Origin of the sequence: Bradyrhizobium nivariense, from assembly GCF_029846695.2 — a bacterium.
Classification (GTDB): Bacteria; Pseudomonadota; Alphaproteobacteria; order Rhizobiales; family Xanthobacteraceae; genus Bradyrhizobium.
Window position 1 is genome coordinate 132,862 of sequence record NZ_JARWCR020000008.1, and the last position, 19,500, is coordinate 152,361.

Here is a 19,500-nt window from a genome sequence, read left to right on the forward strand (position 1 = left end):
GAATTTGCAGATGAAATACGGGACGCTCGCAAGCACCGGAATTCAGGTGTCACGAATCGCCTTCGGATGTTCAAGCTATGGATCGAAGGACTGGATGCCGTGGGCGTTGAGCGAAGAGGAAGCGCAGGACCACTATCGTCGCGCCTTCGAATCCGGCTTCACCTTCTTCGATACCGCCGACTCCTATTCATCCGGCCTCAGTGAAGAGATCCTGGGCCGGGCGGTGAAACGTTTCTCCGGGGGGCGCGACCAGGTCGTTATCGCCACCAAGGTCTTCTTTGCAACGGGGGCCGGAACCAATCAGAACGGTTTGTCGCGAAAACACATTCGGCATGCCATCGACGACAGCTTGCGTCGCCTCGGCACCGACTATGTCGATCTTTATCAGATTCATCGCCTCGACCCGCTTACGCCCTTCGAGGAGATCCTTGAGGGGCTCGATGCAGTGGTACGCGCCGGCAAGGCGCTCCATATCGGCGCTTCGAGCATGCACGCTTTCCAGTTTGCAAAGCTGCAAGCCCTTGCCCAGGCCAACGGGCTGGCGAAATTCGTCACCATGCAAAACAAGTATAATCTTCTCTATCGCGAAGAGGAGCGAGAGATGATTCCTTTCTGTCGTGACCAAGGCGTTGGAATAATTCCTTACAGCCCTTTGGCGAGGGGGCTGCTTGCCGGCAGCCGACGCGACAACACCGAACGGTCACGGGTCGTCAAGGACTTCTCGCGGCCGGACGACGATGCAGTGATCGACCGGGTATTCACCGTGGCGAAGGCTCGCGGCTGCAAACCTGCCCAGGTCGCACTCGCCTGGTTGCTGCATAACCCTGCGGTGACGGCTCCGATACTAGGAGCGACCAAGGCCCATCATATCGACGATGCCGTGGCCGCGCTCGACATCCAGCTCACGGACCAGGAGCTGGACACGCTCGAAGAGGCTTATCGCCCGCAGCAGGTTCAACACGACCGAAATGAGAAGCTTCAATCAGGCCACACCGCGGGCGCGGACCTCAGACATCTGTTTCGTCGTCCAATAATTCACAGCCATTGAAGATTGCATCCCAAGAATCGCTGCGGATCCAAAACAGAAGTTGCGTCCAAGGCGACAGGATCGAAAGCCGGTCATCGACAGGAAAGATCGTCTGATCCTGTCGGGACCGTCAGGCCGCCTTGGCCTGCAGGTAGCGCACCCGCGGGATCACATGTTCAGCGAAGCGTCGCATGTTCTCGTCGACGGGCTGGAATTGCAGCATGAACAACTCGACGCCGATCGTATTGAACTCGATGATCCGCTGGGCAACCGTATCGTAGCTGCCGACCAGGCGCGCGGACGTGCCGCCATTGGTCCCGACCCTCGCCTCCTTTGCTGCGGTCTTGAACATCTGCGCTTCCGGATCAGCGTTGCCGACGAGCCGCGCCCGCGTCGGCTTGTCCTTCTCCGAGATCGCGAACAGGTCGGCCAGTTCGGCCTGCGCTTCCGCATCCGTCTCGCGCGCCACGACGAAGCCGGCCAACCCGAAGCGTATCGGCGCGCCGCGCCGCCGCCTCCGCGCCACGTCCTGGACCAATGCGCGAATATCGTCCAGCGGTTGCCCGTTCATGAAATAGACGTCGGCAAAATCGGCCGCCAGCGCACGCGCCGCCTCGGACTCGCCGCCGAGATAGATGGTTGGCCGGGTACGGTATCTGTCGCTGGGTCGTAGCTGGTAGGAATCGACATTAAAATGGCGGCCCTTGAAGTCGACGCGACGGCCTGATGCCAACCCCTCCACGATCTCGATCCACTCGCGGCCATAGGCGTAGCGATCGTCATGCTTGGGGAAGCCGATACCGGCGCGCTCCAGCTCCGGGCGATACCAGGCATTGACAAGGTTGATCCCGAAGCGACCGCCGCTGATGTCCTCGATCTGCAAGGCCATTTTCGCAAGCGCCACCGGGTGCTGCAACAGCGGCTTGATGGCCGCGATCAGCTCGATCCTCTCCGTGATGGATGCAAGGGCCGCAGCACCCGTCCAGGTCTCCAGCAGGTCCTGATCGTCACCGCTCGGATGGATGATGTGCTGGGCCAGAAGTGTCGAGTCATAGCCGAGCGATTCCGCTTCGAGGATCTGACGCCGGACGCGCTCCCATGAGGCATCCGGCGGATCCTTTGGATGATGGCGCGACGCCCAGCTGCCATGCGTGAGCGCCCACACACCAAATCGCAGGGGGAGTACCATCTAATTCAATCCTCGTGCTGATAGCTACAGCACCGGCCAAGGACCGGGCCTAGACCAGCTGGCGTCCGCCGCATTCGCTCAAAACGCGGGAATCTGGCCGGGCAGCTTGTCCTTGATGAGTTGGCGGATGGTGTCGTTCTGATAGGCGCGCACCAGCTTGGGCACCCAGGCAGCGTCCTTATCGCGCTCACGGACAGCGATGAAATTGTTGTAGGGGTTGTTGACGGGGGATTCGATCGCGATGGAATCCTTGCCCGGGATCAGTCCCGCGGGAACGGCGTAGTTGGTGTTGATCACCCCGGCATCGACGTCATCGAGGCTGCGCGGAAGCTGGGCCGCGTCGATCTCGCGAAGCTTCAGCTTCTTCGGATTGTCGACGATGTCGAGAACGGTGGGCAACAGGGCCGCGCCGTCCTTGACCTTGATAAGATTCTGAGCTTGGAGCAACAGGAGCGCACGTCCACCATTGGAAGGATCGTTCGGGATTCCGATGGAAGCGCCGTCCTTGATCTCGGTGACGGACTTCACCTTCCTGGAGTACAGGCCGATAGGCGCGACGATGGTCTCTCCGACCGGAATGATCTTGTAACCCCTCGTCTTGATCTGGTTGTCAAGAAAGGGTTTGTGCTGGAAAGCATTTGCATCGAGGTCGCCGGCGTCAAGCGCCGCATTGGGCAAGAGATAGTCGTTGAATACCAGCACCTGGACGTCAAGTCCGTCCTTGGCCGCGATCTCCTTGACCTTGGCCCAGACGATCTCGGCGTCACCGCCCGATATTCCGACCTTGATTCTCTGATCGGCGAAGGCGGGCGCGGCGAAGAGCGCGAATGCGGCGACGAGCGAGAACAGACGATGTTTCATTTTGTTCGATCTTGCATGCCTTGAAGGGAGAAGATCGGATAATGAGAAGAACTTCCAACATACGCAATGAAACGCTAAACTAAAATTTGCTGCGACCGTGAAAGGAATCGTCCTCCGTATAAGCTCACGCAGCAATGTCTCATCAATTGCGGTCGAGGAAACTCTGCACCTCACGAAACAGGACGTCCCGGCCCGTCTCCACTTCGACAAAGTGCGTGGCGCGAGGGATTTCGATCAGGTGGCGCACGGGTGCGTTGCGCAGAAGCCCGAACAGAGCCTGCGACTGAGCGAGCGGCGTCAATTCGTCCCATTCACCACGGATGATCAGCGTCGGCGCCGAGATCTTGCTGGGATCGTAGATCGCCTTGTTGACACTCCAATACGCGGCACCATCGGCCAATACGCCGGTAGGCGAGCGGAAGCGCAGAGGATTATGCGCCTTCGCATCCGGCTGGTTTGCCAGGACAGCCTGCTCCCAGATTTTCTTCCAGGCGGGCGGGAATATCTCCTCGGCACGCCCGTCCGGGACGCCGGTCTGAAGTCGCTTGAGCGAACCGTCTATCGTCCATTCCTGCCAGGCTGCTTCAGGAGCTTTGCTGCCACCTGAAGACAGCCATGGCGGTGCAAGCAGAACCAGGCTGGCCACATGTTCCGGTCGTTCGGCTGCATAGCTGCCCGTGATGAGGGTCCCCCAGGACCAGCCGATCAACTGAACCTTTGAAATAGAGCGTTTTGAAAGGATGCATTTGACTGCCGCACCGAGATCCTCGACGGCATCTCTGGTCGTGGCAAACGGCTTCGACTGGTCGGCAGGTGGAGTCGAGCCGCCATACCCCCGCACGTCGACGAGCCAAACATCATAGCCTTGCGATGCGATATGGTCGGCCCAGGATCCATCTCCAACCGCGAGATCGAACACCGTCTCCGAAGGCTGGGTCGATCCATGGATGTAGAGCACGGTGCGGGCCGCACTGAAGCTCTTCAGTCCCTTGGGATGCTTGTTTCGTAGAAAGAGCTGAACGCCGGGCGTCTCGGACGAAATATGAAAGTCTTCCGTGACGAGCTGCACAGGCTCTCCTGCCCAAGCCGGCGGCGATGCCAGCGAGAGCGACGCCAGAAGTGAAGAGAAGAGTAAGCGCTTCATATGACTTCCCTCAAATTGCAAGCGTCGATTTGATCGCAGCCTTGCAAGAAAATCTTCTCAGCGCATTTCGTCGCTCATGCCCGCGCCCGTCAATTCCAAATAGTTCGGCGTAATGAGAATGATTCAACTCCAGCGCATCTCGCATTAATCTGAGCTGCACGCATTTGGGGCGGATGTCAGAGCAAGAAAAATTATCCGTGCGCTTATCGAGGAAAGAATCCTGTCGAACGACTGATCTCCCTTGAAATGAACGCCTTATTTTTCTGCGCGGATTGACTCGATACCGACGCAATGCCGATCTGCCGCTCGCATTCGCGCTGCACGCGGCGCTACGGCAGTTCAATGAGGGGGCACCATGTCGGCATACATTCGCAACGGAAGGCCGGGACGACGCGATATTCTTCGCTTGGCGCTTGCAGTAGGAGCCGTCTCTCTATCAACAAGGCGTGGTTGGGCACAGACCAGCGCGAAGCCGGACACCATCCGCATCGGTTATCTGACGGCGGCGAGAGCCTGGGTTGTCGGCAAGACCGACGGCAGCTTCGACAAGGCTCTCGGCGCCAAAATCGAATGGGTACCCTTTCCATCGGGAGGCCCCGCGTTGTCCCTGCTCGCAGCCAAGCAGATCGACTTTGCCATCTTTGGCAACACGCCGATCGTGGCCGGCCTTTCGCGCAAGCTGCCCATTCAGATCCTAGGTTCGCCCGAGATCGTTGCCACCAGCGAGCGGCTCGTGGCCAAACCCGGCATTGCAACGCTCAGGGATCTCGAAGGCAAGCGGATTGCCGTGGCGCCCTCCTCCACGATGGCCTTCGCGCTCGAGGCCGTGATCCGTATCAACAAGCTCGACGCCAGCAAAATCAAGCGCCTGCCTTTGAGCCAGCCGGATACGATCGCGGCCTGGAAGCGCGGCGATATCGATGCAACCTATATCAACGGGCCATTCTGGGCAGAGCTGTTGGCCGATGGCGGTCAGCAATTGCTGGTATCTGAGCAATTGCAGCCGTCCGGCGTCTTCGTCTGGAACAGCGCCGTTGTGAGAACCGAGTTTGCAGAGAAATATCCCGATACGGTCGTGGCGTGGCTCCAGACGGTTCAGGCGCAGTTCGACCGCTATCGTTCCGACCCAGAGGGGATCTCGCGTATTCTTGCGAAGGATTTCGGCGCACCGTTCGAGGCCGTCCGCGACACGCTGGCCGGGCTCCGCTATCCCACGTTTCAGGAACAACTCGGCCCAAAATATTGGGGCGAAGGGCCAACCGCGGCGAAGGACGCTCCGCTCATCAGGGCACTCGATGATGCGGCTGCGTTCCTAGCCGAGGCCGGCGAGATCAAGCGTGGCGACGTTCCGGCCTCGTTCGTCCCAGCGGTCAACTACGCATTGCTGCGCCGCGCGTTCCCATCTTGAGCGGCACCAGACGTTTCCTGATCGGCATCTCTGCTGTCGCCGGCGTTACCATGGCATGGGAGATTGCCGGTCGAACTCATTTGGTCGAGCCGTTGCTGCTTCCGCCGCCGTCGGAAATCCTGGCAACGGCCTTCGATCTTGTCCGGGACGGCTATCGCGGTACACCGCTTTGGGCGCATCTGGCACTCAGCATGGCGCGAGCCCTCGGCGCGTTTGCAGCCGCCACGCTGATCGGCGTACCGCTGGGGCTCGCGATGGGCGCTGCTCCGAGCTTCGGCGCCGCGATCGATCCGTTCGTGCAATTCCTGCGCCCCCTGCCAAAACTTGCTCTCATCCCACTGGTGATCCTGTGGTTCGGAATTGGTGAGACTTCAAAAGTCTTGCTGATCTTCATTTCCGCCGTGCTCAGCATCATCGTGGGCACTGTAGCCGCGGTCGGCGGCGTTCAAAGACAGCGTATCCGGGCCGGACAGGCTTTGGGCGCGCATGGCGCCACACTGTTTCGCTACGTAATCCTGCCCCACATCCTGCCTGAGCTGTTCGTGACATTGCGACTGTCCTTTGGAATCGGCTGGACGACACTGATCGCGGCGGAAATGATCGCCGCTGACGCCGGAATAGGCTGGATGGTCGTCAATGCGGGCGCCTACCTGCGCACCGACATTGTCATGCTCGGCATCGTTCTTCTGGGCGGCACAGGGTACGCGTTGGATCTTGCCCTCGTCGGCCTCCAGCGTTGGTTGGCCCCGTGGGCGGGACGCGCTTGAGATGGCCGGCTCTCCGCTCATCGTGCTGAAGAACGTCGAGAAGAGCTTCGAGGACGTGCGCGCCCGTCGCACGACCGTTGCGCTCGATGGTCTGTCTCTCAACATCGCCGAAGGCGAATTCGTCTGCCTCCTGGGGCCGAGCGGCTGTGGCAAGTCGACTGTGCTGGACCTGCTTGCGGGCTTTGATCAGCCGACCCGCGGCGACGTCCGGATCGGCGGCAAGGCAGTCTGCCGCCCATCCCCGGACCGTGGCATCGTGTTCCAGGAAGCCACGTTGTTTCCCTGGATCTCCGTATTCGACAACATCACCTTCGCACCACGACTGGCCGGACGCCCTGTGGCCGAGTATCGGGCTGCGGCACAAGAGCTGATCGAGGTCATGGGACTGCGCGGCTTCGAGCGTCATGCCGTTTATGAGCTCTCAGGCGGAATGCGCCAGCGCGTCGCCATTGCCCGGGCCTGGATCTCGCAGCCGTTGCTCTTGCTGATGGACGAACCCTTTGGGGCGCTGGATGCCCAGACCCGGCTCACCATGCAGGAGCTGCTGTTGGCCGCTCGCGAAAAGCGCCGCTCGACCGTTCTGTTCGTCACGCACGACATCGAGGAAGCGCTATTCCTGGCAGATCGTATTGCCATCATGACCAGCCGGCCCGGCCGGATCGTCCACGAGATCGCCGTTCCGTTTCAACGGCCCCGAATCTATCAAGACATCGTCGCGACATCACCCTTCGGAGAGTTGAAGCGATCGATCCTGGCGATGCTGCGTTCGCAAACAGCCTCTCCTCGCGAGAAGACCATTGCACAGGAGTTCGGTCCGACGACGTGACTCCCGGCAATCGCTATCGCTGCACGACCAACTCATTCTTGTTTCTCCGCCGATATTGACTGGCACGCAACGAAAATGGCTCGATTGCCTGTCAGTCGTGGAGCGGTCATGCAGTTTCAATCAGGTCCCCAGCGAGCATCGGACGAGAAGACTCGACAGCGTGTTCCTGCTTCGAATGATCGCCCCTGGACCGCGGTTGAAAAGCACAAGCTGCGAGGATTTATCGATCGGCAACAGCCGATGCTCAAGATCGCTCGCACGCTCCGCCGATCGCTTGCTTCGGTCGTAGCAATGGCCTCCGTCCTCGGGCTGCCATTGAGCCGCTGACCTCCGACACATTGATCCCAAGGATAACGATATCATGGCCAAGACGACACGGCGCCGCTTTCTGATCGGTACGTCGGCAGTTGCGGGTGCTGCTCTCGCAGGAACAACGGGGTTCGCCGACACGGCCCAACCTTATGATCTCGTAATACGTGGTGGCGACGTCATCGACCCCAGCCAAAAGCTGCGTGGCGTTCGCGACGTCGGCATTCGTTACGGACAGATCGCGGCCGTCGAGCCGTCGATCGATCCGTCGCAGGCCAAACGAACCATCGACGCGAAAGGCAAGTTGGTCACCCCCGGCCTCGTCGACCTTCATACCCACATCTACGCCTATGGATCCGCGATTGGGATTCCGCCCGACGAACTGGTGCCATTCTCGGGCACGACGACGTATGTCAGCGCAGGCGACGCCGGAGCGAACAATTTCTCGGGCTTCAAGCGCCAAATCGTCAGCCAGTCACGCAGCCGCGTCTTCGCCTTCGTCAACATCTCGGTGATTGGCCTGGCCGGATTCCCGGTCGGCGAAAACGTCAACATCAAATACGCCGATGCCGATGCCACGGCCCGCACGATCGCCGAGAACCAGGACATCGTGCTCGGCGCCAAGGTCCGCGAAACGCTTGCGCTGGTCGGCGACAACGGCATCGAACCCTTGAAGCGTGCGATCGAGGCGGTCGAGCTGTCGGGCACGAAAGGCCGCGTCATGTGTCATATCGGAGATGCCCCCGGCGACCTTCAGGTCCTGGTCAACCAACTCCGCCCGGGCGATATTCTCACACACCCCTACAGCAGCCTCGGCAACAACACGGTGCAGAACGGAAAGGTCCTGCCCGCTCTTTTGGAGGCAAAGAAGCGGGGCGTCATCATAGACGTCGGGCATGGCGCAGGCAGCTTCAATTTCGACATCGCGGAAGCTGCCATCCAACAGGGCTTGACCTTCGATACGATTTCGAGCGATGTTCACGTCGTCGCCGCGAACACGCCCAGTCAACCCTATCTGCCCTGGGTTCTCAGCAAGTTTCTAGCGCTGGGGTTTTCGCTTGAGGATGTCATCGCTGCGGCAACGATCAAGCCGGCGACCATCATCGGCAAAGTGCCGAAGCTCGGCACGTTGCAGGTTGGCGCACCCGGCGACGTCTCGATTCTCGAACTTGTCGAAGGCCCCGTGCAATTGCTCGACACCTCGAACAATCCGCGCACCGGCAAAGCCTACCTGAAGGCCGTGCAGACCATTCGCGAGGGTGTTCCGAATGGACGCCCCTATCAGCTGCCTTTCACGGTGAACTGAGTCACGCAGGCCGTGCGGCCGAGGCCCGCAAAGCAGTCGCGCACGAACTCGACCTCGTTCGGGCGGACGTCGCGTTCGTTCCCTCGACAAACGTCCACTCCGCAAATCTCAGGCCCAATTGTGAAGCGGCGGGTTCTTGTCGTTCAGCACATAGTTGCCGATCAGATGATATTTCCATCGGACGGGGTCGTGCAGTGTGTGCGTACGCGCGTTGCGCCAGTGACGATCAAGATTGAGGCTCGTGCGGGCACTGCTTGCACCACCAAACTCGAACAGCTTGGATGAGGCAAATAGCGCCGCATCGTTCGCCAACACCTTTCCTTCGGCGACCGCGACAGAGGCACGCGCGACGTCGGCCTCGTCGTGGCGGTCCCGCGCAGCGTCCAGAATCCGGGCCGCCCGCTCGACCATGGCGTTGGCGGAGTTGACACGGATCTGGAGGTCACCGAGCAGAGCGATCGTATGGGGATCGTCCTGCGCACGCTCCAGTCCACTGTCGATCCATGGACGGGAGGCCGCACGCGCAAGCCGCACTGCCTCCGCGAACGAGGCCCGCGCGATCCCTAGATCGATCGCCGCATGCAGGAGCTGCGCAAGCGGGCCGCTCAAGCTCGGTTTCGAGAACGATTTGTGGCGCTCGATGACGTAGGCAGGATTGACCTCGACGTCGTCGGCAATGATCGAGCCGCTTGCCGACGTCCGCTGACCAAGCCCGTTCCAGTCATCGACCACCGACAGGCCCGCGGCGTCACGCTCGACATAGACGTAGACGATGTTGCCGTCGTCATCGACGCCCGAGATCGGAATCCAGTCGGCGAACAGCGCATTGGTGCAGTAGACCTTGCGCGCGTCGAGCCTCAGACCGCTCGCGGTCCGGCGGATGCGGCTACGAACGTCCAGCACATCCTTGCCGCCGGCTTCGGCAAAGCCATTGCCGATCACCTTGCCGCGCAACACTTCGCCGAAGAAGAACCGCTTCTGCTCCTCGGTGCCGATGCGGTACAGGTTCTCGAGCAGCAAATAGTTGTTTTGCGGAAGCTGGCCGATCGACGGGTCGGCCGCTGAAATCGTGGCCACGACCTCGATGATGGTTTCGATCGAAACGCCGGCGCCGCCGAATTCAGGCCGGATGCCGATGCCCCACAACCCGCTTTGCACGAACGTCCTGACCTCATCGTGCGGCAGGCGACGTTGGCTGTCGCGCTCGGACGCGCCAATAGCCAACGCATCGGCAAGCTCTCGTGCCGTCGTAAGCGCCTCCTCCGAATTGCGGATAACGCGAGCGGCATTCGTGGAGGACTGCGCGTTCTGAGGCGCCACATTCATGACGATCACGACCTTTCAGACGAGCGCTGCGATGCGGCCAGGCCAACCAGAAACTCGAAGATGATGCGAGCGCAGAGGAACGCGGCGAGACCTGCGGCGTCGTGGGGCGGGCTTACGCAATTGATGTCGATGGCCACGATGTTGAGGCGGCGGAGCAACCTTGCGACCTGCAAGCCCTCGCGCGCTGTCACGCCCTCCCAACTGGGGGTAATGACCCCGGGCGCCACAGAGGGGTCGAAGAAGTCCATATCCCAGCAAATATAGACGGGACGGTCTGCGATGCGGTGGCCGACTTCGTCGAATACCGAGACAGAGCCTCTCTCCAGCAGCTCTGCGATTGTCACCAACTGATAGCCGAGTCCGCGAGCATGCGCATAGAGTCCGGTCGAGGCCACAGGGCCGCGCAATCCGATGTGAAACGATGCTGTCGGATCCAGCAGACGCTGCTCGGCGGCCCGGTGGAAGGCAGCCGGGCCGACATTCCCGGCCAGCGGATAGGCATCGGTGTGCGCATCCAGATGCACCACCGCGAGATTCGGATAGCGGCGCGACACCGCCTGGAGCAGCGGCAGCGTGACGCTGCCGTCGCCGCCGATCATCACCGGGACCGCGTTGGTTTCGACCAGGGCTCCCGCGAAACGGGCCACGTAGCGTTGAGAGGTGTCCAGATCGCCGTGCTGCACGCGCGCGTCCCCGACGTCAACGAGTCCAAGCGCCGCCAGGACGTCGCGATCAGTGTCGGGATCCACCGATCGCAACTGGATCGATTGTTCACGTACACTGCGTGGGCCCAGACGGGAGCCAAAACGTGTGGCGTGCTGGCCGCCATCGAACGGAAGTCCGCCGATGGCAGCCCGGGACTGCGGGGGCACGCGCGTGACCAGAGGTACCCCCATGAAGGTGAGTGGCGCCGCTGCGTCGATCGATGAGTTCTCGGTCGTCATGTCGCGAGCGCGTCGAGGTATTTGTTCTGCACCTCGAAATAATTGCGAGCATACCATTCGGCATCAACCGCGACCTGACGTGCGATATTCTCGGGTGATCCCGGGTTTTGTGGCTGTAACTCGGGGGGAACCAGCTTGTTTGCGGCCGGATTGATCGGGCCCCAACCCAGCTTGGTGAGTAGCGCCACCTGCAATGCCGGATCCTGCGACAGCGCGACCCAGCGCCAGGCATCCTTGCTGTTCTTCGCTCCTTTCAGGACGTTCCAGGCTGCTATCAGCAGGATGCCTTCATTGAAATGGTAGTCGATGCGTCCCTTCGTGTCTTCCTTGACGCCCTGCGCACGCGTATTCCAGAGACTGCCGATCGACACCTCCCCAGACCGCAGCAACTGCTGGGCCTCCGATGCGTTGCTATAGAAGATCGTGTCCTTCTTGATCGCGCGCACCTTTTCCAGGCCACGGTTGACGTCCAGCGGATAGAGCTTGTCGCGTTCAACGCCGTCAGCCAGCAAAGCCGATTCGAGCACACCCTCGACGTTGTTGCGAAGCGCCCGCTTCCCCTTGAAATTCTGCGTGTCCCAGAAATCCTTCCAGGTACGCGGAGGCGTCGAGCCGAAGCGCGCGCTATCGTAAGTGATGACGAAGGAGAAGAAGTACGAGCCTACGCCCCACGGGGTGCGGAACTGGTTCGGCACCGCGTTGACGTCGACGATGGATTCATCGACCTTCTCGAGCAGGCCCTGCCGGCCGAGCTCCAGGGCGGATAGGAGATTCCGGTCGGCCACGTCCCACGCGACGCTGCCCGACTCGACCATTGCCTTGATCTTTCCGGGCGTCGGACCTGTGGTGTCAAATCCGACACGGCTGCCAGGGTAGCGTTTGACGAACTCCGCCGCGAGAATGTCGCGCTGCGCAGGCAGTGCGTCGCCGCCCCAATTGGCCACCACGAGCTCGGCTTGCTGTGCGCTCGCGGAGCGTACGAAGCTCAGCGAGCCCGTACCGACGCCCAGCGCCGACAGGAGCTGAAGGAAGTGGCGGCTGTGAACGGTCTTGCCCTGCGTCTCGCGCCGGAGCAATCGCTCGAGGTGCTGCATATAGTCGGAATCTTGCGAAAAGTCGGACATGATATCTCCTTTCAACTCAATCGATCTTCCTGGAAGCCGGTAGACGAGCGCGGGCGGGCACTGCCCAACAACAGCGCAAAAAGCACCAGCAAGGTTGCCAGCAGCACCAGAGTGCCAAGCGCTGCGACGATGGGGTCGAGATTCAGGAAAAGGCTCTGCCAGATCTGCTTTGGCAACGTGTTCACGTTGCGGCTGGTGATGAACAGCGTCACGACGATCTCGTCCCACGACGTCACCAGCGCCAGCACGAAGCCGGCCCCGATACCCCATCGAATCTGCGGCAGCAGCGTCTTCACGAGCGCCTGTGTCGGCGAGGCGCCCAGGCTGCGCGCCAGTTGCAATGTGGCCGGATGCACCGAGGCCAAGGAAGCCGAGATGGAGAGCACGGCAAAGGGCAGCCCCTTGATCGCGTGGACCAGGATCGTGCCCGTGAAGCTGTCGAACAGGCCCAGCCACGATAACGTACGGTGGTAGGCAACGGCGTGAATGATACCCGGCACGATCAGCGGCCCCAGCATCAAAACCTGCAGGAGCAGGACAGCGCGGCCCTGTCGCTGCCATGCACCGAGGCAGAACGCGAGACCGAGCAGGACTGCAAGAGATGCAGCCGGCAGTGCGACGCCGACACTGTGCAGCAAGCTGTCGTGCCAGACTGGATCAGCAAGCAGGCGATGATAGTGCAGTGTGGAGAGGCCGTTCTGGGGCATCGTCAGATATCGGGTGTCGCTGAACGACATCGGAACGATAGCGATCAACGGCAGTACCAGGAACGCCACGGCCAAAAGGGCAACGGAGCCGGCGGGCCCGACCGGAAGCACGGCCAATGGCGATCGTGCGCTCATGTCTTCGGCTTGGCCGTAGCCAGTTCAAGCAGATGACTGAACCGCCATACCAGCGCCCCTGTCACCAAGAGCAACAACGTACTCAGGGTCGTGGCGATGTCCCAGCGCAGCGTTTCCGTGACCTGCACGGATATGAATTCCGCGACCATCACGGTCTTGCCACCCCCCAGAATGGCCGGTGTCAAATAGAAGCCAAGCGACATGATCGACGTCAGAAACGCGGCGGCGGCCAATCCGGGACGGGATAGCGGCAGGAACACGCGAACGAACGCTTGACGTCGATTGGCGCCCAGCGACCGCGCCACTTGGGGCAACGTTCCCTCTATACGGACCATCTGGGCGTAAATCGGCAGGATCGCGTAGGGCAGCATATAGTGCACCATGCCCAGCACGACGCTGAACGTATTGCGCACCAGCGACAGCGGGTGATCGACCCAGCCCCAATGCAGCAGAACGCCGTTCGCGATTCCGCCCGGCGAGAGCAACGCTATCCATGCGTAATTGCGGACCAATACGGATATCCATAGTGGCAGCAGCACACAGGCAAGCATCCATCTCCGCGCCGCAGGACCGGCCTGCACCAAGCCGTAAGCGGTGACGTATGCCAGCAGCAACGTAATCCCGACGGTCAACGCGCTGATCCAGAGCGTATTGCCGACCACCGCGCGAACGGTCGGGTTCTGAAGCAGAGCCCAATAGTTTCCAAGACCCGGCGTCGGCGTCAGGAAGCTCCGCCCCACCACCCCGGCAAGCGGAACGACGTAGGACACCAGGAGTACAATGGCGGAGCCAGCAAGCAGGCGATCCTGCAAGGACCGACCGCGACGTGTCGCCGGCGAAAAGTAAGCGCGCACCGTCCCCGTCTGTAGCGTCAACGCAGGGCTCATGCAGCGAACTCCGGCGAAACCGCGGATGGTTCTGGCACGGCCACGTCGCTGTTCGGCAGGCACCACAGCCGTTCGGCATCGAAGACAAGCCAAACATCCGATCCCGGCGTCACGGGCGATGCGGTGCCGGCCATAGTCACCGTCAAGGTTTCGTTGCCGACCGCGACCAGCATGTCGACCGAAGCACCCAGGAATATCTGGCTTACAACCTTGCCATGAATCCGATCGTCGGCGTTCGGCGACCTACTTCCGGTCCCGGTTATGGTTATGCTTTCTGGCCGAACGGTAAGCACGCAAGGGCCGGCAGCAAGCAGCGCGGGGCCCAGCGCCCCCCCCCAAGCCGGGTACCGTTCCACTGAATTTGCGGCCGGCCATCGGACCCGCCAAGCACCACGGCTTTCAGCAGGTTGTTCTTGCCGAGGAAGCCTGCGACAAAACGGCTGGCCGGCTGATCATAGATCGCGCGAGGCGAACCGATCTGTTCGGTCCGGCCCCGATTCAGAACGACGACGCGGTCCGAAAGAGCCAGCGCCTCCTGCTGGTCATGCGTGACGTAGATGAATGTCGTCCCAACCTGTCGATGAAGCCGGACAAGCTCGGCCTGCAAGTCGCGCCGCAGGGATGCATCCAGTGCGCTCATCGGCTCGTCGAGCAACAACAGGTCCGGCTCGAAAGAGAGCGCACGCGCCAGCGCGACGCGCTGCTGCTGTCCTCCTGACAGATTTTTCGGAAGACGTCCGCCCAAGCCGCCGATCTGGAGAAGCTCCATGACTTCGTTGACGCGGCTGTCGAGCCGTCTTCTGTCAGTGCGGCGCACGCGCAATGGAAAGGCGATGTTTTCGTAGACGGTCAGATGGGGGAAAAGGCCATAGCCCTGCGGCACAACCCCGAAGCGGCGCGCCTCCGGCGGCAGATGAGTGATGTCGTTGACGTCAAGATAGACCGAGCCCTGGTCCGGCTCGATGAAGCCCGCGAGAACCGAAAGCAGCGTCGACTTGCCCGACCCTGATGGTCCCAGCAAGGTCAGGAATTCGCCCCGCGCAACATCGAGCGAGATGGACTCCAGCGCGTGCAGCTCACCATAGCGCTTGCAGATGCCGTCGACCTTCAGAAAGCTCGCCGACATCAGGATGCGCCCGCCTTCGCGAGCTTGTTTGGCCAGAAGGATGACCGGAGCGTCATTCTCGTTGTCTCGAACTCAATTCATGGACCTATCGACAATTCCCGCGATGATGTTGCCGACGGCGGCCGATGTCGAGTGCTCCCGGCAAAAAGCGATAAACGCACCAAGCAAGCGTGGCCGGCGCGCCTACCGTTTCCCGTCCAAGGCAATTCTTGGAAATAGCATTGCGCAGCTTTCGCGCGGCGCGACACCATTTACGCGGCAGCCGACTTGAAGACAAACGGACACCGATCCGCCCTCTCTCTATTTTCGTCGATCACGCCGTACTGCCACCATTCGATCTCGCCGGCATTGTAGCTTCCCAGTTGCGGGCTATGACCGAGCCCGTCGTACCGTTCGATCCGATCGCGGATTCTTTTCCGAACGCGACGCCCCTCAGGGGTTTCGCCGGCCACTATGTCGAAACGTTCTCGTGGATTGACGATGAACAGCAGATTGTCGCCGAGGTTTCGGCTACGGCGGCGCACATGAGCCGGGTTGCTCATGTTTACGAACAGCTGCATGCCGTTGTAGCACATGGTCCAGTATGGCGAGTGCGGATCGGTCGCAACGTCCTCAGGCCAGGGCGCGCTGTCGAGCTCATGCCAGCTCTGCAATGTCCGCCATCCGATGTCGTGGTAGCCGGCAACATCATTCGCCGAAGCGGCTTTTTGCGAGAACGCAACGACCAAGGGGCGAGCCGTGCTGACCTTTCCGTCCCAGCGACGCGACAATTCCACGTATGCAGAAAGATCTTCCGCAGCTTGCTGGAGGCTTCCCCGCGACCCGTCCTCGACGAACGAGAACAGCAGTAGTCCGCGGCTGAACGCATTCTGCGAGAAGACGCATGGAAACTCGGACGGCGGCGTCAGGTGCTCCGCCAATTGCCTGAAGCAGCTCCGCTGCCAACTCTCGCTTTCAAATCGTTCCAGGACTTGGCTCTGCTCGACCAGACTCATGAGTTGGACCTTTCGCGTTCAACGATATCCCACCGTTCGGGGGCGATACCTTTACGAAAGAGGCCAGGTGTTCAGAAGGTACATGTGTCGTCGATCATACGAGGTCATAGCAGGCCATAAGACCCGAGAAAGATAGGGCCGCCACATTAGGTGCGAATGATCGCATCGTAGAACCACACGGCGCGACAACAACGTTCTTCGTCACGTCGCAGGCGATGTGGCGGCAGCTATTGCGCGAGTCTCACGGGATCGCCGACTTTGATGCGGCCACGATCATCTGGAATGAGGTATTGACCGAAGATCGTTTCTCCGCCCGCGTTTCGCCTGAACCTCGATAGGGTTCGTAGCGGCTCATGGTCATCCGCTTTCAGCCCGCGCTCCTGATCGATCGTTATGACGGCGCATCTGGAGCACGCCTTGGCGACCCGAAATCTGACGCCTCCCAGCTCCAATTGTTGCCAATGGTCCTCCGCCCATGCGCGCGCATGCTCGACAACGACGTTGGCTCTGAACCTCGTGAGGTCAACCGGATGCTCCAAGCGCGTGTTCAGATCATCCAACGAAGACCTGTTGATCAGCAACAAGGGAAAGTCGTCAGCAAAGGAGACCCGGTCGGCCGCAACTCCAAATCCCGGATCGACCTGCCGCGCGGTGCAGGGGCTATCCATGTAGGCGAACCGGTAATCTCCACCGAGAATGTTACTCAGCCAGGCATTCTCTTCCCGGCCGGCAATGAGCGCCGGTGCGCGGTCATTCCATATGACGACATCGGCACGCCCCGCTGTCGGTTCAGGCGTTGACAATACTAGCGAGGAGCCGTCGAGCGCGGACAATATAAGCCCACCGAATGACACGGACGCACTTATGGTCGCCAACCGAGGGAGCGTTCGTTGCGTAACGAAGCTCCCTTTCGCATCCACAATCGTCCATCGCCGGTCGTCGGCTAGGCCCCATGGCTCGACATTGGCCTCAAGGACCGATTGTCCTCGAAGCCCCTTTACGGGGTAGAGCCAAATGTCACGAATTTGCATCTGCGCAGTCATGCGATTGCCGATCAGCCATCTCGTCAGCCAGCCCACGGTTCGATCGGCACCCTAGGAACGAGATCGCGAATTCAAAGGGTCATCTACGACCGATTGAATAGGGCCATGACACGACGCGATTCTCAAAACCATGAAGGTTACACGTTACGGACATCAGTATGTCCTGACGTCTCGCAATGGAACTAGCAGGGCTTGCACGAAAACAATCTGAGGCAGTCGTGCGTCCAGGCAGCAAACAACCGCTATCCGCCTCGCACGCGACAAACGAAAATTTCTTCTTTAAGTTGCGCACCCATTTTTGCTCGCCATCGCATCATCGATGCGGTACTCAACCCGCCCGCGAGCTTCAAAGGAAGTGACCCATGCAGCAGTTAAGCAAAGACGACAGAATCGCGACGCGCGCGCACCAGCATGGATCTTATCAACTGGATGTCTTTCGCTCGGCCATCGAAGTCCCCGAGTATTGCAGGGCGGGCATCATCGATCTGCTTAACGAGATCATTTCCACCAACTGGCGGCTCGACAGTCCCTGGTGGTCGGCGTCCGATACCCCCTTTCAGGATGGATACGGCATCGGGCTGGTTCGCCTCGCCGATCAGATCGTCGGATTTTCCATCTGGCGCCGTCTCTCGATCGATGGCCAGCCGGCCATTTGCCGCTCCGGAATTGAGCTCAGGCCGGAGCACCAGCGCAAGGGACTGTTCGGGCTGCTGCTGAAGGGAATCCTGGACGCCGAACTCGCCACCGTGCCCGCCGGGGCGGAAATCTACTACACGTGGCGAACGAGAAATCCGGTGGCCTGGAGCGCGCATGCAAGGACATGCAAGCGGCTACTGCCCTCGCTGTCAGACGGCAATGGGGACGACTCCTTGAAGGACGCCGCCGTACAAATCGCCAAGATTCTCTATCCGGACCGGGATCTCGAGTTTCCCAACCTGATCGTCCGTAACTCCTATCCGAACATCACCTACTACAATCAGCCAACTTACGAGTCGGATAGCGCGCTGACAGAAACGTTCCGCCGTATCGTCCCTGACACAAGGGATGCGATCTTCACGGTAGGGACCGTCGTGCGGCCGTCGATCTAGTACCGACAACCATGCTGATGAAGCCCGCCGATTCCGTGCCCCCGCTTTCGTGGCGGGATCTCATTGGATGGGGATGCGTTTCCGGTGCTTACGCGGTCGCTTTCCTGCAGCGCGTGTGCCCGCAAACAATCGTCGGCGAGCTGGCCCGCGACTTCGGTGTTGGAGCGGACGGCCTAGGAATCATTGCGTCTTCGTACTTCATTGGCTACATGCTGATGCAGTTTCCCGCCGGCGTACTCGTCGATGTCTTCGGCGTGAAGGCTCTGGTGATCTGGAGTCTCGTGGCCTCTTCCGTTGGCACGGTACTGTTCGCCGCCTCGACGAGCGTTTCATCCGCATTTCTGGCTCGTCTCATCGTAGCATGCGGCGACGCCCTGATCTTCACGGCGCTCATCAAGCTGGTGGCGCAGCAATTCCGCGAACGCCAGTTTGGAATCATGTCGGGGCTCTCACAGCTGTCCGGCTATGCGGGCGGCGCCTTGGCAGCTACACCGCTCGCTTTTCTTGTATCATGGGTAGGCTGGCGCGCGAGCTTTGCAAGCATCGGTATTTTCTGCCTCTTCAACCTTGTCCTCGCATCCTATGTTCTGCGCCCGCGCAGCCCCACCGCTCAGCGGTTCACCCTCAAAACCGTCCTGTCTTCTGCCATCGCCGAATTGCGACATCGGGAGAGCTGGGGCTGCTTACTGACGTTTGCATCGCACTTTGTAAGCGTGACGACAATCTCGGGCGTCTGGGGCATACCGTTGTTGACAGACGCCTTTTCTATGCAGCGCCATAACGCGACCGCGACGCTATTGCTATTCATGGCGAGTTGCATGGTGGGCTCCGTGATCTTCGGCTATGTCGCGGATCGAGTGCGATCGGTGGGACGCGCGCATGTTCTGATGTGTCTACTGCGGACCGGCAGTCTCGCCTTGCTGGCCCCCGCGGTGGGACGACTGACTGGCCTGGGTGCTGTTGTCGTGGGCTTCATCGTCCTGGGCTTGATTGCCGGCGGCATGACGCCGATGATTCTCAAGGCGGTCAGGAGCATCTACTCTGTCGCACGCCTTGGCACCGGCGCAGCAATCAATACGACGTCAGCGGGGCTTCTCACCGGCGCTTTACAGCCCATGCTCGGATACCTGCTCCACGAAACCTGGGAGGGCGCGACGCGTGATGGCGTCAGCGTCTATTCTGAGGCCGGTTACAACGCGCTCATTCTGATCCTGGTGGGCATGTCCCTACTGGGACTCGTCGGCGTGCTGCTGATGCGGCGAAGGCTTTGATGCGCGTCGCCGCAGAG

19 protein-coding genes are annotated in these 19,500 nt (G+C 60.7%); 7 read left to right on the forward strand and 12 right to left on the reverse strand.

Features of this window, described 5'->3' with window-relative positions; all coding sequences use genetic code 11:
* The first annotated feature begins 10 nt into the window (after positions 1 to 10).
* Complete coding sequence (locus tag QCM77_RS09555) at positions 11 to 1,048, forward strand: aldo/keto reductase (protein WP_279683075.1); 1,038 nt, start codon at positions 11 to 13, stop codon at positions 1,046 to 1,048.
* A 109-nt stretch (positions 1,049 to 1,157) separates the two neighbouring features.
* Here the strand turns inward: QCM77_RS09555 and QCM77_RS09560 are convergent, their stop codons facing one another.
* From QCM77_RS09560 to QCM77_RS09570, 3 genes are all read right to left on the reverse strand, one after another.
* On the reverse strand, positions 1,158 to 2,216 hold the full coding sequence (locus tag QCM77_RS09560; RefSeq protein ID WP_279683077.1) for an LLM class flavin-dependent oxidoreductase: 1,059 nt from the start codon (positions 2,214 to 2,216) through the stop codon (positions 1,158 to 1,160).
* A gap of 78 nt (positions 2,217 to 2,294) precedes the next feature.
* Positions 2,295 to 3,077 carry a MetQ/NlpA family ABC transporter substrate-binding protein gene (locus QCM77_RS09565; RefSeq protein ID WP_279683079.1) on the reverse strand — a complete coding sequence of 261 codons (783 nt, stop codon included), beginning with the start codon at positions 3,075 to 3,077 and terminating at the stop codon, positions 2,295 to 2,297.
* Between the two features lie 142 nt (positions 3,078 to 3,219).
* Positions 3,220 to 4,221 carry an alpha/beta hydrolase gene (locus QCM77_RS09570; RefSeq protein WP_279683081.1) on the reverse strand — a complete coding sequence of 334 codons (1,002 nt, stop codon included), beginning with the start codon at positions 4,219 to 4,221 and terminating at the stop codon, positions 3,220 to 3,222.
* A gap of 355 nt (positions 4,222 to 4,576) precedes the next feature.
* Here QCM77_RS09570 and QCM77_RS09575 point away from each other — a divergent pair, with 355 nt between their 5' ends.
* From QCM77_RS09575 to QCM77_RS09590, 4 genes are all read left to right on the forward strand, one after another.
* Positions 4,577 to 5,629 carry a taurine ABC transporter substrate-binding protein gene (locus QCM77_RS09575; RefSeq protein WP_279683082.1) on the forward strand — a complete coding sequence of 351 codons (1,053 nt, stop codon included), beginning with the start codon at positions 4,577 to 4,579 and terminating at the stop codon, positions 5,627 to 5,629.
* Entirely contained in the window at positions 5,626 to 6,396 is a 771-nt protein-coding gene (locus QCM77_RS09580; RefSeq protein WP_279683084.1) for an ABC transporter permease, read from the forward strand. Before QCM77_RS09575 ends, QCM77_RS09580 begins: the two co-directional genes overlap by 4 nt.
* Before the next feature lies 1 nt (position 6,397).
* On the forward strand, positions 6,398 to 7,222 hold the full coding sequence (locus QCM77_RS09585; protein ID WP_279683085.1) for an ABC transporter ATP-binding protein: 825 nt from the start codon (positions 6,398 to 6,400) through the stop codon (positions 7,220 to 7,222).
* A gap of 361 nt (positions 7,223 to 7,583) precedes the next feature.
* The gene (locus QCM77_RS09590; protein ID WP_279683086.1) at positions 7,584 to 8,837 is read left to right on the forward strand and encodes an amidohydrolase/deacetylase family metallohydrolase; all 1,254 of its coding nucleotides are present in this window, start codon (positions 7,584 to 7,586) and stop codon (positions 8,835 to 8,837) included.
* A gap of 108 nt (positions 8,838 to 8,945) precedes the next feature.
* Here QCM77_RS09590 and QCM77_RS09595 read toward each other — a convergent pair whose 3' ends face one another.
* From QCM77_RS09595 to QCM77_RS09635, 9 genes are all read right to left on the reverse strand, one after another.
* Positions 8,946 to 10,163, reverse strand: a complete 1,218-nt coding sequence (locus tag QCM77_RS09595) for an SfnB family sulfur acquisition oxidoreductase (protein ID WP_279683088.1) — start codon at positions 10,161 to 10,163, stop codon at positions 8,946 to 8,948.
* Between the two features lie 5 nt (positions 10,164 to 10,168).
* Positions 10,169 to 11,107, reverse strand: a complete 939-nt coding sequence (locus QCM77_RS09600; RefSeq protein WP_279683090.1) for an arginase family protein — start codon at positions 11,105 to 11,107, stop codon at positions 10,169 to 10,171.
* On the reverse strand, positions 11,104 to 12,231 hold the full coding sequence (locus QCM77_RS09605; protein ID WP_279683092.1) for an ABC transporter substrate-binding protein: 1,128 nt from the start codon (positions 12,229 to 12,231) through the stop codon (positions 11,104 to 11,106). The genes QCM77_RS09600 and QCM77_RS09605 overlap by 4 nt, the downstream gene beginning before the upstream one ends.
* 11 nt (positions 12,232 to 12,242) lie before the next feature.
* Positions 12,243 to 13,049 (reverse strand): ABC transporter permease, encoded by an 807-nt coding sequence (locus tag QCM77_RS09610; protein WP_279683165.1) that lies wholly within the window; start codon positions 13,047 to 13,049, stop codon positions 12,243 to 12,245.
* A 20-nt stretch (positions 13,050 to 13,069) separates the two neighbouring features.
* Complete coding sequence (locus QCM77_RS09615; RefSeq protein WP_279683093.1) at positions 13,070 to 13,960, reverse strand: ABC transporter permease; 891 nt, start codon at positions 13,958 to 13,960, stop codon at positions 13,070 to 13,072.
* Complete coding sequence (locus QCM77_RS09620; RefSeq protein WP_347882361.1) at positions 13,957 to 14,316, reverse strand: TOBE domain-containing protein; 360 nt, start codon at positions 14,314 to 14,316, stop codon at positions 13,957 to 13,959. Before QCM77_RS09620 ends, QCM77_RS09615 begins: the two co-directional genes overlap by 4 nt.
* A complete protein-coding gene (locus QCM77_RS09625; protein WP_279683097.1) occupies positions 14,226 to 15,086 on the reverse strand; it encodes an ABC transporter ATP-binding protein in 861 nt (286 codons plus the stop codon). Before QCM77_RS09625 ends, QCM77_RS09620 begins: the two co-directional genes overlap by 91 nt.
* Before the next feature lie 251 nt (positions 15,087 to 15,337).
* On the reverse strand, positions 15,338 to 16,081 hold the full coding sequence (locus tag QCM77_RS09630; protein WP_279683098.1) for a YqcI/YcgG family protein: 744 nt from the start codon (positions 16,079 to 16,081) through the stop codon (positions 15,338 to 15,340).
* 227 nt (positions 16,082 to 16,308) lie between these two features.
* The gene (locus QCM77_RS09635) at positions 16,309 to 17,124 is read right to left on the reverse strand and encodes an MOSC domain-containing protein (RefSeq protein WP_347882362.1); all 816 of its coding nucleotides are present in this window, start codon (positions 17,122 to 17,124) and stop codon (positions 16,309 to 16,311) included.
* A 362-nt stretch (positions 17,125 to 17,486) separates the two neighbouring features.
* Between QCM77_RS09635 and QCM77_RS09640 the strand changes: the two genes are divergently transcribed.
* A complete protein-coding gene (locus QCM77_RS09640) occupies positions 17,487 to 18,212 on the forward strand; it encodes a hypothetical protein (protein WP_279683100.1) in 726 nt (241 codons plus the stop codon).
* 11 nt (positions 18,213 to 18,223) lie between these two features.
* Complete coding sequence (locus tag QCM77_RS09645) at positions 18,224 to 19,483, forward strand: MFS transporter (RefSeq protein WP_279683102.1); 1,260 nt, start codon at positions 18,224 to 18,226, stop codon at positions 19,481 to 19,483.
* The last annotated feature ends 17 nt before the right edge of the window (positions 19,484 to 19,500 follow it).